Origin of the sequence: Microcoleus sp. PH2017_09_SFU_O_A (genome assembly GCF_020738625.1) — a bacterium.
GTDB lineage: Bacteria > Cyanobacteriota > Cyanobacteriia > Cyanobacteriales > Microcoleaceae > Microcoleus.
This window is the reverse complement of sequence record NZ_JAEQCF010000050.1, coordinates 21,878-36,032: the sequence shown is the minus strand read 5'-3', so window position 1 is coordinate 36,032 and position 14,155 is coordinate 21,878. Positions and strand designations below refer to the sequence as shown.

The 14,155-nt window shown below is 47.1% G+C and carries 10 protein-coding genes; 6 read left to right on the top strand and 4 right to left on the bottom strand.

Going from position 1 to position 14,155, the window contains the following annotated elements; all coding sequences use genetic code 11:
* The first annotated feature begins 524 nt into the window (after nucleotides 1-524).
* On the top strand, nucleotides 525-1,094 hold the full coding sequence (locus tag JGK16_RS19330) for a Uma2 family endonuclease (protein ID WP_293191829.1): 570 nt from the start codon (nucleotides 525-527) through the stop codon (nucleotides 1,092-1,094).
* A gap of 74 nt (nucleotides 1,095-1,168) precedes the next feature.
* Here the strand turns inward: JGK16_RS19330 and JGK16_RS19325 are convergent, their stop codons facing one another.
* Both JGK16_RS19325 and JGK16_RS19320 read right to left on the bottom strand, forming a co-directional pair.
* Nucleotides 1,169-1,363 carry a hypothetical protein gene (locus JGK16_RS19325; protein WP_293191826.1) on the bottom strand — a complete coding sequence of 65 codons (195 nt, stop codon included), beginning with the start codon at nucleotides 1,361-1,363 and terminating at the stop codon, nucleotides 1,169-1,171.
* Nucleotides 1,364-1,375: 12 nt separating this feature from the next.
* Nucleotides 1,376-2,458, bottom strand: a complete 1,083-nt coding sequence (locus tag JGK16_RS19320) for a PIN/TRAM domain-containing protein (RefSeq protein WP_293175123.1) — start codon at nucleotides 2,456-2,458, stop codon at nucleotides 1,376-1,378.
* Between the two features lie 378 nt (nucleotides 2,459-2,836).
* On the opposite strand from JGK16_RS19320, the gene hemW reads away from it, so the two are divergent.
* From hemW to JGK16_RS19300, 4 genes are all read left to right on the top strand, one after another.
* Nucleotides 2,837-4,177, top strand: a complete 1,341-nt coding sequence (hemW, locus tag JGK16_RS19315) for a radical SAM family heme chaperone HemW (RefSeq protein ID WP_293191823.1) — start codon at nucleotides 2,837-2,839, stop codon at nucleotides 4,175-4,177.
* A 227-nt stretch (nucleotides 4,178-4,404) separates the two neighbouring features.
* Complete coding sequence (locus JGK16_RS19310; RefSeq protein ID WP_293175119.1) at nucleotides 4,405-4,665, top strand: hypothetical protein; 261 nt, start codon at nucleotides 4,405-4,407, stop codon at nucleotides 4,663-4,665.
* 115 nt (nucleotides 4,666-4,780) lie between these two features.
* Nucleotides 4,781-5,053 carry a DUF1830 domain-containing protein gene (locus JGK16_RS19305; RefSeq protein ID WP_293203339.1) on the top strand — a complete coding sequence of 91 codons (273 nt, stop codon included), beginning with the start codon at nucleotides 4,781-4,783 and terminating at the stop codon, nucleotides 5,051-5,053.
* 622 nt (nucleotides 5,054-5,675) lie between these two features.
* Complete coding sequence (locus tag JGK16_RS19300) at nucleotides 5,676-7,241, top strand: FAD-binding oxidoreductase (RefSeq protein ID WP_293191821.1); 1,566 nt, start codon at nucleotides 5,676-5,678, stop codon at nucleotides 7,239-7,241.
* Nucleotides 7,242-7,657: 416 nt separating this feature from the next.
* On the opposite strand, the gene JGK16_RS19295 is transcribed toward JGK16_RS19300, so the two are convergent.
* On the bottom strand, nucleotides 7,658-8,527 hold the full coding sequence (locus tag JGK16_RS19295) for a lipid kinase (RefSeq protein ID WP_293175113.1): 870 nt from the start codon (nucleotides 8,525-8,527) through the stop codon (nucleotides 7,658-7,660).
* 304 nt (nucleotides 8,528-8,831) lie between these two features.
* On the opposite strand from JGK16_RS19295, the gene JGK16_RS19290 reads away from it, so the two are divergent.
* On the top strand, nucleotides 8,832-10,226 hold the full coding sequence (locus JGK16_RS19290) for a HEAT repeat domain-containing protein (protein ID WP_293191819.1): 1,395 nt from the start codon (nucleotides 8,832-8,834) through the stop codon (nucleotides 10,224-10,226).
* 178 nt (nucleotides 10,227-10,404) lie between these two features.
* On the opposite strand, the gene JGK16_RS19285 is transcribed toward JGK16_RS19290, so the two are convergent.
* Nucleotides 10,405-13,821 (bottom strand): PAS domain S-box protein, encoded by a 3,417-nt coding sequence (locus JGK16_RS19285; RefSeq protein WP_293191817.1) that lies wholly within the window; start codon nucleotides 13,819-13,821, stop codon nucleotides 10,405-10,407.
* Nucleotides 13,822-14,155 lie beyond the last annotated feature (334 nt).

Below are 14,155 nucleotides of genomic sequence, written 5' to 3'. Positions count from 1 at the left end.
TATTATTCTTGATAAGAATGTTCTCTGACATTTTTAAAAGAGCAGACTGCGGTGCAAATCACCAAAGGGTCAAATGATGCCCGAGGGAGGGACTCAGTTGACAGTTGACAGTTGACAGTTGACAGTTGACAAGACCTCTTGCAAAAATCGGAAAACACCCTGAAATTATCTGCGTTTACCTGTGTTTATCTGTCTGACATCTGCGGTTGCAGGATCGATCGAAGACTTATGCAATCTTGTCTACAGTTGACAGTTGACAGCTTGCCGTGAACGTAGTCGAATGGTTAACCTAGGACATCAGTTGACCTAGAAGGAAGAGGATTGGAGTAATAAATAGTTTTCTTTTTATTTCTCCTTATAAGGGATAGGCTTTCAACTAATTCTTTCTGCTAATTTTAACCGCTCTTCAACCCCTCTGGGTTGGGATGAGAGTTTGTACAGACGCCGTTTCAACCGCCTGGTATTCTGAGCGATCGCGCATCGACGAGCTATAATTGTGTAATCCTCACCCACCTCAAAATTATATGGTTGCAAGTAAAAGCGACACCTACGTCTCCCCCGAAGACTATTTAGCAGGCGAGAAAGTCAGCCCCATCAAACACGAGTACAGACAAGGAAAAGTCTATGCAAAAGCAGGGGCAAGCAAAGCTCATGTCATTATTATGGGGAACGTATCTGTACTTTTGAGAAACCATCTTCGGGGAAGTGGCTGTATACCTTACATGGCAAACATAAAAGTTCGGATTGAGGCAGCAAATTGTTATTACTATCCCGATGTAGCGGTGACTTGCGATGAACGGGACAGTAATACTGCTGAAGATTTCATTATCTACCCGCGCTTAATTGTGGAAGTTTTATCGCCTACAACAGCGGCTTTTGACAGAGGCGAAAAGTTTGCCGATTACCGTACTTCCGAAAGTTTGCAAGAGTATGTATTAATCAATCAAGAAAGAGTTAGTGTAGAGTGTTTTCGCCGGAATGCAGAGGGTTTGTGGGTGCTTTATCCTTACAGTGAAGGGCAAGACGTTCAGTTGGCGAGCGTTAATTTTAGCTGTGCGATCGAGGCTTTGTATGAAGATGCGATACTACTCTAGTTCATCAAAATTGTTCGATCGTTCGGACTAAAGTCCTGATTGACTAAACGGCAGAGAGCGGACTAAAGTCCTCACTACAAACTTGATTTTTTCTTGCTGGCTTTCCAAGTACCGCCGTAGAAGTAAAAAGGATTGTTTTTACTTACCGATTCCCAACATTTAAGACACAGAAAAAACCACTGCCCCGACTCGTCATACCGGGCGCGGTAGAGAGTCGGGGCAGATAGGGAACAGCGATCGCAATATTTAACCCTAATTCCTCTGGCCATTGTTTCTCAGTTTCAAGCAATAACGGACTCTTGAGGGCGGGCAAAAATCATGCGGCCCGCGCTAGTTTGCAAGGCGCTAGTAACTACGACTCGGGCTTCGGCGCCGACGTAGCTGCTACCTGCTTCTACGACAACCATTGTGCCGTCATCCAAGTAACCGATTCCCTGAGACGGTTCTTTGCCTTCTTTGCGGATTTTTAGTTCGATCGTATCTCCCGGCAAATAAGTCGGGCGCACTGCATGAGTCAAATCGTTGATATTTAAAACGGGCAGTTTTTGAACGGTAGCTACTTTCGACAAGTTGTAATCGTTGGTGAGCAAAATGCCGTCGATATCCAAAGCGAATCGGACTAATTTAGCATCGACTGTGGCAATCTCTTCGTAGTCAGCCGAGTGAATTTGAATCCGTTCTGGATATGTTTCTTTGATGCGGTTGAGTACATCTAAGCCGCGGCGCCCGCGCACTCGCTTTTGATCGTTAGCGGAATCAGCTACCAGTTGCAGTTCTTGCAGCACGAATTGCGGGATGATAATTTGACCTTCGAGGAAGCCTGTTTCTAGCAGGTTTTCAATCCGGCCGTCAATAATGCAGCTTGTATCGACAACTTTGGCACTTGTTGGCTTGAAATTACCTTCGCCTATCAACACTGTGGTGTCTAAGCTTTTGGGGTTGATCAGTCGCAGGAAAGCGCGGCCGTGGGTGTCTGTCAAACTGACGCCTGTGAAGCCGAACATGACGCTTCCCAATACTGCGACTAGGGGTTTGATGAAGCCGAACTCGCGGGGAATTGGCAGCAGGAACAGCGGAGCCAGCATTAAGTTGGCGACTAGCAGCCCGATGATTAAGCCGATCGCCCGTGTCAGCAGCATTTCCACCGGCATATCCCGGACTTGCTTTTCTAACCGCCGGTACGTTGTTTGAGCGACTAATCCCAACACGAAGCCGATTAATGCTCCAAACGAGCCCAGTACCGAACTTAGGCCTTGTATATTTGTAACTTGCTCCAGCAGGTTGTTTGGCAGGAGCTCGACTCCGTAATAGCCGATTCCTCCGCCTGCAATTATGAATGAGATAATTATGATTGCGTCTAGCATTTAGTTCTAGGTTAATGAATGTGTTTATATTATATCTTTCTAGTGCTGATAGTTTTTTCGTGGTTGCGGTCGGATATCGCTATCTTTACTTACCAATTTTTATGAACTTATATTTCGCGCCTGTACCGTGCAGGGGGATATGCTACCCCTGCTTCACGGCATTGAGCGCGCCCCTTCACGGGCAGACACGAGGTGCGAATAGACCGCCCTGCAACCTGTTCGGGAATTACTGCCGATCGCCATCGCTAGGAGATTAAGCTAGAATAGCAGATCGTTCGCAGTGCGTTATTGCTAAGAAAATGTCACAATATACATAATTATTTATAACGGTTTAATTAAAACTTTAGATTTGAAGTTGCACTTTTAGCTGGAAATGTAATGAACCCTACCACAGATTATTTAACATTTGAATTCCCAAAAAGTGGGCAGGTGGCAAATTCCGGCATTCCCAGTTCGGCTTACCTGCACGTACCTTTTTGTCGCCGCCGCTGTTACTACTGCGACTTTCCGGTTTTTGTGGTGGGCGATCGCAAAAATGGCGAAAATTCCGGCACAATTGTCCAATACGTTGCCGTACTGTGTCAAGAAATTGCAGAAACTCCAAATTTAGGTACATCTCTAAAGACAGTTTTTTTTGGTGGTGGCACGCCTTCGCTGCTTTCTGTCAGTCAATTGAGCCATATTTTAGAAACTATCGACGGCAAATTTGGCATTGCTGCTGGGGCAGAAATTTCAATAGAAATTGACCCTGGAACATTTACTTTAGAACAGTTGCGGGGATATGCCGCAGCGGGAGTAAATCGAGTTAGTTTGGGAGTGCAAGCTTTTCAGGATGAATTGCTGCAAGCTTGCGGGCGATCGCACTCGGTGGCAGAAATTTTGGAAGCAGTAGAAATAGTGCGATCGGCTGGGATTGTCAATTTCAGTTTAGACCTCATTTCTGGACTGCCGCACCAAACCTTAGAACAATGGGAAGCTTCCCTAAAATCAGCGGTAGCAATTAGCCCGACTCACCTGTCGAGTTATGACTTAATTGTTGAGCCCTTAACAGCTTTCGGGCGATATTTTGAAGCAGGTTCCCAGCCGCTACCAGCCGATGAAACTGCTGCTCAAATGTACCGTTTAGCGCAGGAAATTCTGACTGATGCTGGCTACGAACATTACGAAATTTCCAATTATGCTAGGCCAGGCTATCAGTGTCAGCACAACCGCGTTTATTGGGAAAATCGCCCTTATTACGGCTTGGGGATGGGGGCGGCGAGTTATGTGGAAGGCCGGAGGTTGACAAGGCCTCGCAAAACTCAAGAATATTATCAGTGGGTGCGAAATCTTTCCGAGACAACTTCTGCTGCTACCGCCCAACTGGGGGGGGAGACCCAGACCGATATTCACCCAGCAATTGAACCCAATTTTCAAGTCTCAGACAATGACGTTTTGTTAGAAACGCTGATGCTAGGTTTGCGTTTGGCAGAAGGGGTTAGCCTGTCGGCGCTGACTGAAAAGTTTACTCAGCAAACGGTTGATAAAATTTGGCATTGCTTGCAGCCCTACTGGCGACAGGGATTGGTGGAAATTGTGAATGCTGGGGCGATCGCCACTTTAGCCGAAGGTGAAAAACTGCCACTTTCGGGAAATTTGAGATTGAGCGATCCCGAAGGTTTTTTGTTTTCTAATACAATTTTAGCCGACTTGTTCAGCAAGTTAGGAGAGGACAATTAGCTTATGTCTGAGGAAGTATACACAGCGCTAAGGCGATCGCCCGTCCAGCCACACCCAGCAATTCGACAATCAGAAAATTAAATTGCTCCCTGGGTTTATAATGTCAAAAATAATGTGTTTTATATCGATCCTTAATAAAACTTAAGTAACGAACTAAGCCTTGAGATAGACGCGACGACTGAAATCCGGCTGTCATACTTGAGAGTGACGATTTAAAAAAGATCTTGATGGAAACCCTGACTCTCGAACGCCACAACATTCACAGCAATCCCAATCGGGTAATTAGCGATCGCGGCTGCAATCAAACTTCTAAGTGTAAATTTTGCGGTCACTACAAGATGCAAAGAGGTGCCGTGGGTCACTGTCAATTGTTAGGCGCACCAGTGCGAGGAGGATGGAAATCTTGCACTTTAGCACTGCCACCTTTTGCACCTTCTTGGGAACAGGTGGAAGGCGCCACTATTTCCTCAGGGACATTTATTAATTAATTATTAATTAATCTAAAGAATGTCGGGAAAATTTGATTTTGACAGGCGAGCGGATATATATTAGACTGAGGCTGGTGACAGATACCTTGCACAATTTCACAAACAAGTTAAAAACATGAATATGACACTTACTCAGGTAATTTCGGAACGTGATGCGCGTATTTTGTGTTGGTATCTCAATACTACTAGCCAAATGCAAATTGCTCGGATTACAAATATTCCGAATTGGTATTTTGAGCGGACGGTGTTTCCGGGAGAACGTTTTTTGTTTGAAGCGCTCCCGGAAGCTCAGTTAGAAGTTTGCAGGAGTGCGGAGACGGGTGCTATTGTGTGCGAGCGAATTTTGTGCGATCGACTGCGAGTTGAAGAATTAAGCGCACCTGATTAAACCGGATAACAAATAGTAGGGTGCGTCAGGTGTGACATTTTCAATCACCACAGAAAGTCTCATGCTGACGCACCATTGATTCCGGGGATAAGCTGTCGTGCAAATAAACATTGCATATTCGGGACGGGCTAGAAGCCCATCCCACAAGACTTAGATTATTTCTTGACATACAGTTTAAATGCCGCAACAGCTTACCTCAGTCTGAGATGGTTGGTTTGTCGCCAAAATCATCCTAGCTGACCAAGAATTTCACAGGTGGTACCCGCCACGTGATTTATCCGTGGAATCAATCCCAAATCGAAAATCATCAAGCCCCCGAATTTATCCGTGGGTCGCCTCTAAAATCTAAAATCTAAAATCGATTGACGCACCCTACCGATCGGGAACGGGAGCATCTCAGTTTTGCAAGAAGCATTTTTTCTTCACAGTGCGAGCGTCCCCGCTCGCGTGCTTTTATACGCACGCGAGCGGGGACGCTCGCACTGTAAATGCAAAACTGAGATGCTCCCTCGGGAACTCTTGTGGGGTGGGCCGGAGAACCCGCCCAAAACTTAAATTTAAATGCAGACCAGATTCTAAGCTAAATTATATAAAATTAACCGCTATTAAATATTAAAACCCGATGTCCCTCACCGAAAAAATTCTCTCCCAAGTGCCGGGAGACGCCCTTGGAGGCCTGCGAAAGGTCGATCGACTCTGGGAAAACCTCAAACAAAACACCGCCCCAACACCCGCAGCCGTCAAACACAGCCAACAACCCCTAGAAACCCTCGACTTCGACATAGTTATCAGCGGCGGAACCCTAGGAATATTAATCGGTACAGCCTTAGCAGTACGCGGTTGGCGAGTAGCCTTACTCGAACGCGGCATCCTGCGAGGGCGCGAACAAGAATGGAACATTTCACGCAAAGAATTAGACACATTCTTGGAACTAAACTTGCTTTCAGTTGAAGAAATAGACAAAGCAATTGCCACCGAATACAACCCAGCCCGCATCAGCTTTACCAACACCCCTGACATCTGGGTTCGCGACGTACTCAACATCGGGATCGACCCTATTTACCTCCTCGAAACCCTCAAACAAAAATTTCTCCAAGTCGGAGGCAAACTATTTGAAAACACACCATTTAAAACAGCAACAATTCACCCCAACGGAGTTATAGTAGAATCAGAAAATACCGATTCACCAAATGTCAACACTTCATTTACAACCAGATTATTATTAGACGCAATGGGACATTTTTCGCCCATTGTCCGTCAGGCAAGACAAGGCAAAAAACCCGACGCCGTATGTTTAGTAGTCGGCAGTTGTGCCCAAGGATACCCCAAAAATGACACTGGCGATATATTTGCATCCTTCACCCCAATGCAAAATCAGTGCCAATATTTTTGGGAAGCATTTCCCGCCAGAGACGGGCGCACGACTTACTTATTTACCTATATAGACGCCGACACAAAAAGATTTAGTTTAGAAACATTATTTGAAGACTATTTGCGCTTGCTTCCCGAATATCAAAACGTCGAACTCGAACAGTTAAAATTCCAAAGAGCACTCTACGGATTCTTTCCCTGCTACCGCCAAAGCCCTCTAAAAATGCCTTGGAATCGGATACTTCCAGTCGGAGACAGCAGCGGCAGCCAATCGCCCCTCAGCTTCGGCGGTTTCGGGGCAATGGTGCGCCACCTCAAACGCTTGACTCTCGGAATTGACGAAGCTTTAACCAGCGAAAGTCTAGACAAAAATTCCCTGGCACTTTTGCAACCGTATCAACCAAATCTATCAGTTACTTGGTTGTTTCAGCGTTCGATGAGTGCTGCGATCAATCAGAAAATAGACCCCAATCAAATCAATCAACTTTTGGCTGCTGTATTTGGGATAATGGAAGAATTGGGAGAACCAGTGCTCAAGCCGTTTCTTCAGGATATCGTGCTGTTTCCGGCTTTGTCGCAAACTTTGTTTAAAACAGCAATCAGCCATCCGGGATTGGTGATGAAAATTATCCCGCAGGTGGGGATAGCTAATTTGCTCGATTGGATGGTTCATTATGTGAATTTAGGGATTTATACAGGATTACAGCCTTTAGGGAAAGCGGTAGAACCGCAGGTAAAAAATTTAGGAACCCAACAGCAATACTATTTTCACCGATTAGTTGAAGCCTGGAAATACGGCGCTGGAGGCGATTATTAATTCTCAGTATTTTTATTCGTAGTAAGCACTTTCCTTTGGGCGAAGGTACGTAGTTGCGCTTCAGCGCTCTTTATAATATTAGGAAAGAGCGCTGAAGCGCAACTACGTACCTAATTTGTCTGATGACAATAAAACTGGGTTTGTAGTGAGGACTTTAGTCCTTCTTCTATTAAGGAATAAAGTCCTCACTACGAACCTTTTTTACTATGGTAATCGAGCGGATATGATATTACCGGGCGCTTAGCCTGGAAGTTATACCAATTATCTAAAATTGTGCAACACTCTTTGACCCCCCCCTAGCCCCCCCTTGCTAAGGGGGGGGACAAGAATACTGTTGCATTCTTCTGAAAAATTGGTATTAAATTAATCTTTTGTGGAACGGGCATCTTGCCCGTTACTGATATATGAGTTATCAGTTATGCAGGAGCGATAACGGCCAAAGCTTGGGGAATCACTCGGAATTTTGCAGGCGTTTGAGTGGTAATTTCACCGTCGGTATTAATCGGACGGCGCTTGCTAGTATTGATCTCAATTTCTTGAGCGTGCAAGGCGCGAACGTTGGGCCAACTGTTATGATTTCCTTGCCTCATCGCTGGCAGCAAAGCAATGATTTCCCACCAATTTTTTGTCTCTAAACTATACAAATCCAGCCGCCTGTCGTCGATGGTGGCATCTTCGGCAACTGTCATGCCGCCGCCGTAATAGCGGCCGTTGCCGATCGCAATTTGAATGGTTTTCACATGAAAAGATTGGTTGTTTACTTTAATTTCGGCTCTAAATGGTCGCGATTCCCAGATTGTTTGTAAGGCGGTAAAAGCATAAGCTAAAACTCCCCAGCGCTGTTTCACGTCTTTAGTGAGTCTCTGGGTAATTTGCACGCTCAATCCTAAACTAGCTACATTAAAAAAATGCTGGCCGTTCACCCAACCTAAGTCTATGAGCCGAATTTTACCGCTGGCAATTACTTGACAAGCTGCGGATAAATCTGTTGGAATTTCGAGAGTGCGGGCTAAATCGTTAGCAGTTCCCATTGGCAAAATACCTAAGGGTAATTTAGTGTCGATCAAACCTTCTATGGCGCAGTTGAGTGTGCCGTCGCCTCCGCCGATTATTACTAATTCGACTTGATGTTGGTAGTGCCGAATTGTTTCGGAAATTTCATTTGCGTGGTTTGTAGATTCGACAATTAAATCAAAACCAAGTGCTTGTAATTTTACAGTGGCTTGAGATAATAAATTTTGCCCTTTGCGGGAGTGCTGGTTTACTAAAAGGAGAGCTTTTTTCATGAATAATTGGGAATTGGGAATTGGGAATTGGGAATTGGGAATGGGAATTATGTCATGGTTGGGTGTGGTTGTTTTTATCTTGGTTGTCTAAAAGCTGTGCTAAACTGCGATTTTGGTTTTTCAAATTAAGAATTTCACAGGTGGATGACTTAAGTGCATGAATTTAATGCTGTAATTACATTTTACCCATGGTGATGGATTGACATTAATCTTAAATAATTGATAATTGTAGCAAAAGATTGCTGAAAAGTCTCTCGCATTCTGCGCTAGCTGTCATCTACCTTCTTGAAGCTAAATTAAAATCATGTCGAATATTTTAGAACAAGCGCAAGCTGCTGCCGATCGCCAAAACTGGCCTCTTTTAGTTGAATGCTTGCAGCAATTGACAGCAAACGGTAGTCAGCAGCCGGAAAAACATATTTTAGAACAGGCTGTCAGTTTAGCAATCGCAGCTCTAGAATCGGGGGATTTTCAAGACCGCTGGGAAATTGCTAAAGTATTGCCCAATCTGGGAAATGGCGCGATCGCACCTTTAATCGCCTTGCTTGAAGACGAAGATGCAGATACAGAGCCCCGGTGGTTTGCCGCCCGCATCCTCGGAAAGTTCGTGAAGCCTAGCTATCCCAAAGGGAATCGCCCGGAAGTGATGCAAGCTTTAGTAAAATTAATCGAAAATTCTGATGAAGAATTGAGCCAAATTGCGGCGGAAACTCTAGGAAATTTCGGCACGAGTGCGATCGAATCCCTGACAACTCTCCTACAACAAGCAGACTCGCGACAGTTTGCTACAGCAGCCCTCGCCCAAATTCGGCGCCCCGAAATTATCCCACCGCTGTTGAGTGTAGTCACGGATTCTCAAGTTGCGGTGCGTGCTTGCGCTATTGAGGCGTTGAGTAGTTTTCACGACTCTCGGATTCCGTCGGTACTGGTAGGTGCACTCAAAGATCCGGCGACAGCAGTCAGAAAGGAAGCGGTGCGGGCTCTTGGGGTGCGCGCCTATTTAGATGCAGAATTAGATTTAGTTAAGTTGCTCAAACCTTTGCTTTGGGATATCCGTTTAGAAGTTTGTCAGGAGGCGGCGATCGCAATTGGGCGACTGAAAACCGATGCTGCGGCGGCGGCTTTATTTGAATTGTTGCGATCGCCCGCAACTCCCCTTGAATTGCAAATCGAAACTGTGCGTGCCCTCGGCTGGAGTGAAACCGCTGCCGGTTTAGAATATTTGCAAAAAGCGCTGATCTGGCGATCGGCTGCTGATTTAGAAGGCGAGGTATTGACAAGTAATTCTGCAATTCCAATTATCGATGAACACCGATTAATTCAAAACAAGAATCCTGCTGTTTGTCAAGAGATTGTCACTGTTTTGGGGCGAGTGGAAAAGCCGGAATTAAAAACCAAAGCTGCTGAAATTGCGATCGATTTGCTAGAGGGCAATCATCCCGCCGTGCAGTCTTCCCAAATCAAACAATCTTTGGCTTTAGCGTTAGGACAATTAGGAGATATCAGAGCGGTAGATGTGTTGATTCAACTGTTGGCAGATGCCGATAACAGCGTCAGACTGCATAGTTTATCAGCACTCAAACGGCTGGGTGGGGGAGAGGTTCGGCAGCAATTAGCAAGTTTAGTCGATCGTCCAAGTCTCGAACCCAGATTAAAACAGGGAATTGCGATCGCCCTGCAAGAATGGCAAGAGAATTAGGATGCAATAGCAGAATTAAGAAAAGACGGCGAATAGAATTCGCGACTACACAAACGATGTCCGCCTCCGCGGACTGAAGAGGATAAGGTAATTTCAACCGGACACTCTTTAACCCGCGGAGGCGGGTTTTGTCTGTTTAGGCGCGGTTTCAACCGCCGTCTGTCTTCTTCTGTCTTCTTTACCTCTTTTCAATAGGCAATCGCACCCCGAAAGTCGAGCCGAGTCCCAGGCCGGGACTTTGGGCCCAGACAGTGCCGCCGTGGAGTTCCACGAGATGGCGGACGATCGCCAATCCGATTCCCAGCCCGCCGTAATTGCGTGTATGACTGCTGTCAGCTTGGCGGAAGCGATCGAACACAAACGGCAAAAACTCCTTGCTGATGCCAATTCCCGTATCGCTAACGGCGATCGTCACAGAGTGAACCGGAGACGGAGACAACATGGCACTACCAGCCGATCGCGGTTCCCCCTCCTCCGAGAGCCTGATTTCCACGCTACCGGACGGTGGCGTAAACTTAATGGCATTCGAGACCAAATTCCACACTACCTGCTGCAAACGAGTAGCATCGCCCCTCACCAAGCTCACCCCTTCGCCATAAAAAGTCGCCAATTCAACTCCCCGAGCTTCAGCATCAGGGGCGAGCGCTTTGACTGCGGTTTCTACAATCGGCACCAAATCCACGGGGCGCAGCTTCAAACATACTTTGCCACTCACAATCCGGGAAACGTCCAGCAAATCCTCAATCATCTGAGTCTGCAACCGCCCGTTTCGCTCGATCGTCTCCAAACCCACAGCCGTTTTTTCGGCACTCAACTTGCGCTGTCGCAGTATCTGGGCCCAGCCGACAACTGCATTCAGAGGCGTCCGCAACTCGTGAGAAAGCGTTGCCAAAAACTCGTCTTTAATCCGGTTGGCCTCCGCTGCTTCCCGGTAAAGCCGCGCATTATCGATCGCCACCGCCGCATCCCGCGCCAAATCCGAGAGCAAAATCAAATCGCCCTCGCCGCAGCGGCGGCCGGACTCTCCGCACAGCAACGAAATCGCTCCCAGCGTCCGCCCGCGAGCGATCAGCGGCACGCAGATTGCCGACAGCGGGTTCTGGTAGCACAGCACTTCCAACAGTTCGTTGTCCGACAGCACCGCCTCGATCGCCCAATGCGGTATTTCTGGGTAGAGCTTCGATTCTCCAGTCCGCAGCACCTTTGCTACTCCGTGGCGTCCCTGGGGGTCTACCGGCAAACGGCGATTGATTTGCCACAACAGAGCGACTTTGCTCGGATCTGAGTGAGCAACTGCTTGCAAGCCGATCGAGCCGTCGGCCTCGATTAAATGCACGCAGCACCAATCCCCCAGCCCCGGTACTGCTAAATCTGCCAAATCTTGCAGCGCCTCTTGGTAATTCAAAGAAGCCGATGACAGCACAGCCAAAGCTCGGGCGCGCAAATCCGCTGTTTGGGCCGATCGCTGGCGATCGTCAATATCAGTAGAAGTCCCGAACCACTTGAGGATGTTTCCGTCAGCGTCCCGTACTGGCATGGCGCGACCCAGATGCCAGCGGTAAACCCCGTCAGATGCCCGTTTCAAGCGGTATTCCACCTCGTAGGTCTCCCCCATCTGCACCGACTCATTCCAGCGTTCCAGGGAATTTTTCAAGTCATCTGGATGCACCACTGGCTGCCACCCCCAGCCTTGAGTTTTTTCTAGGGTCAAACCGGTGTATTCAAACCAGCGTTGGTTGTAGTAGTCGATCCAGCCGTCAGGCCAAGCAGTCCAAACTATTTGGGGGATAGTTTCAGCGAGGATGCGGTACAACTGTTCGCTGGCTTCGGCTGCGCGGCGGGCGGTTTGTTCCCGCGCCCAAGCCTGATTTCGCTGTTCTTCGGCCTCTTTGCGATCGCTGATGTCGCTAATCACGCCGATCCATTTCCACGGATGGCCTTGTTTGTCAAGAACTACTTTGCCCCGATCGATCCAGTGGAGCAAGCCACCACCGGAGCATTGCACGCGGTATTCCTGAAAAAATGGGGCAGTCCAATTGTCTGGCGCGCTCAAATATCGATCGACTGCGGCCTCGATTTGCGATCGGTCTTCCGAATTTAAAATACTGTTCCAAGCTGCTCTCGTCCTCGGAAATCTGCCTTTTTCGTACCCCAAAATTTCATCTACACGACCAAACCACAGCACGATACCGGTCTCGATATCCCATTCGTAAATTAAATCGCTAGCACTTTCTGCCGCAATCCGAAACCGCTCTTCTGACTGTCGCAGCACTTCCATAAACTTAAAGCGTTCCGTCACGTCCAAAACCAGAGACAGCATCGAGATCAACTGTCCAGAATCGCTGTAAAAAGCCGAATTGTGCCACTCGCAATGCACCAAAGAACCCGACTTATCATAATTGCTGTTGCGAACGACATTGCACCGTTCGTGTTGGTTTTTCAAACTCTCAATTGCCGCTTGTACATCTTTCACATCGCCGTCAAAAATAAAGTTCCATTCGCTAAAATGCTTGCCTAAAACTTCTGTTGCCTTCCACCCAAAAATCTTTTCAGCAGCCGGAGACCACCCACTGAGGCGAAAATTTTCATCCCACTCAATCACAGCTAGGGGCGTATTTTCAAAATGAGAAGTGAGTTTTTGCAGGGCGTCGCGCAGGGATGCTTCTACTTGCTTGCGGTCAGTAATATCGCTAAAAGAAATAGCCATGCCATCGCCCAATTTAACGGTCACAATCCGAAACCAGCCCACAATGCCTTCGCTGTTGTAAGAAATCTCAGTATTGAGGGGAATTCCTGTTTCTACAACTTGCACGTAACGATCGAACAAACCGCTATCTTGATGACCGGGTAGCACTTGCAGCAATCGCTTTCCGACCATTTCTTCAGGAGTGCTTTGCTGAATTTTTGCCGCAGCGGGATTGACGTATTCCCATTCAAAATCGACAATTTGGGAGCCGTCGCGAATGCTGCGAAACACGTTAAATCCGTCTAGAGATAATTCCTGAAAAGCGCGAAAGCGTTCTTCGCTTGCTTGCAGCTTGTTGGCAATTTCCAGCAGGAGTTGTTGGACTCCCTCCGACTGCGCTATTTCTAGGAGCAATTGCTGGTTAATTGGCCCGAGTTCGCTGCTGGGGGATGGGACGGGATTTTCAATGGTACAGCCAGCTTGCGGTCGATCGGCCTTTTGACTTTCCAGCGCTGTATTTGCTGCTAATTGTGTCGCCCGCGTCACCGCCAACACTTGAGAAAGCGAGGGCATCAATTGGGCCACAGCCCACACAGAAATGACAGCGGTAAAGGCAGCGAGCAAACTTGACAGCGCGTAGCTGGGATGAACCAGCATCGAAACTTGCATCAGGTGAGTTGTCCCACCGCAGAAAAACCCGAGTCCCAATAGGATAAAACCCTTGCTGGCAGGCACATCCCGCTGCTTCCTGGCAAAGTAGATCAGCATCGCTGGAATTGAGTAATAAGCCAAGGCAATTAACAAATCGCTCACCGCGTGCAGTCCCATTAACTGCAATTGCCACTCTTCCCATCCACCTTGGGGCATAAAATTGTGCTTAAATGACATAATCTTAAGAAAATTCTGCATTTCGCCTTTCCTGTGCGATCGATCGTACTTCCACTTGTGTTGCTGACCCGCTAATTCCTAGTCTATACACAAAAAAACAGAAAACAACAGTGACTTTAGGCAGGGATGAAAGTTCATCGGAGGTTTCAAACGGGCGGCAAGATTCGGACATTTATTGACAGTAATAGGGAGAGCCAGGTACTATAATCTTGAAAGATGTACGATCTAAAATGCTAGCTTTTAACTTTTAATCTTACATACAAACAAGTTAGCTAGAGTGATTGAGGAAACCCCTATGACAGTGCAATTCATTAAATCTGTTGAGTTACAAACTTAAAAACATCGAACGCTCAAC

Bases quoted from the DNA above. Each gene is read 5' to 3' on its own strand.
- JGK16_RS19295 (WP_293175113.1), bottom strand. From the start codon at position 8,527: ATGAAAAAAGCTCTCCTTTTAGTAAACCAGCACTCCCGCAAAGGGCAA.
- hemW (WP_293191823.1), top strand. From the start codon at position 2,837: ATGAACCCTACCACAGATTATTTAACATTTGAATTCCCAAAAAGTGGG.
- JGK16_RS19285 (WP_293191817.1), bottom strand. From the start codon at position 13,821: ATGCAGAATTTTCTTAAGATTATGTCATTTAAGCACAATTTTATGCCC.
- JGK16_RS19330 (WP_293191829.1), top strand. From the start codon at position 525: ATGGTTGCAAGTAAAAGCGACACCTACGTCTCCCCCGAAGACTATTTA.
- JGK16_RS19310 (WP_293175119.1), top strand. From the start codon at position 4,405: ATGGAAACCCTGACTCTCGAACGCCACAACATTCACAGCAATCCCAAT.
- JGK16_RS19305 (WP_293203339.1), top strand. From the start codon at position 4,781: ATGAATATGACACTTACTCAGGTAATTTCGGAACGTGATGCGCGTATT.
- JGK16_RS19300 (WP_293191821.1), top strand. From the start codon at position 5,676: ATGTCCCTCACCGAAAAAATTCTCTCCCAAGTGCCGGGAGACGCCCTT.
- JGK16_RS19320 (WP_293175123.1), bottom strand. From the start codon at position 2,458: ATGCTAGACGCAATCATAATTATCTCATTCATAATTGCAGGCGGAGGA.
- JGK16_RS19325 (WP_293191826.1), bottom strand. From the start codon at position 1,363: ATGGCCAGAGGAATTAGGGTTAAATATTGCGATCGCTGTTCCCTATCT.
- JGK16_RS19290 (WP_293191819.1), top strand. From the start codon at position 8,832: ATGTCGAATATTTTAGAACAAGCGCAAGCTGCTGCCGATCGCCAAAAC.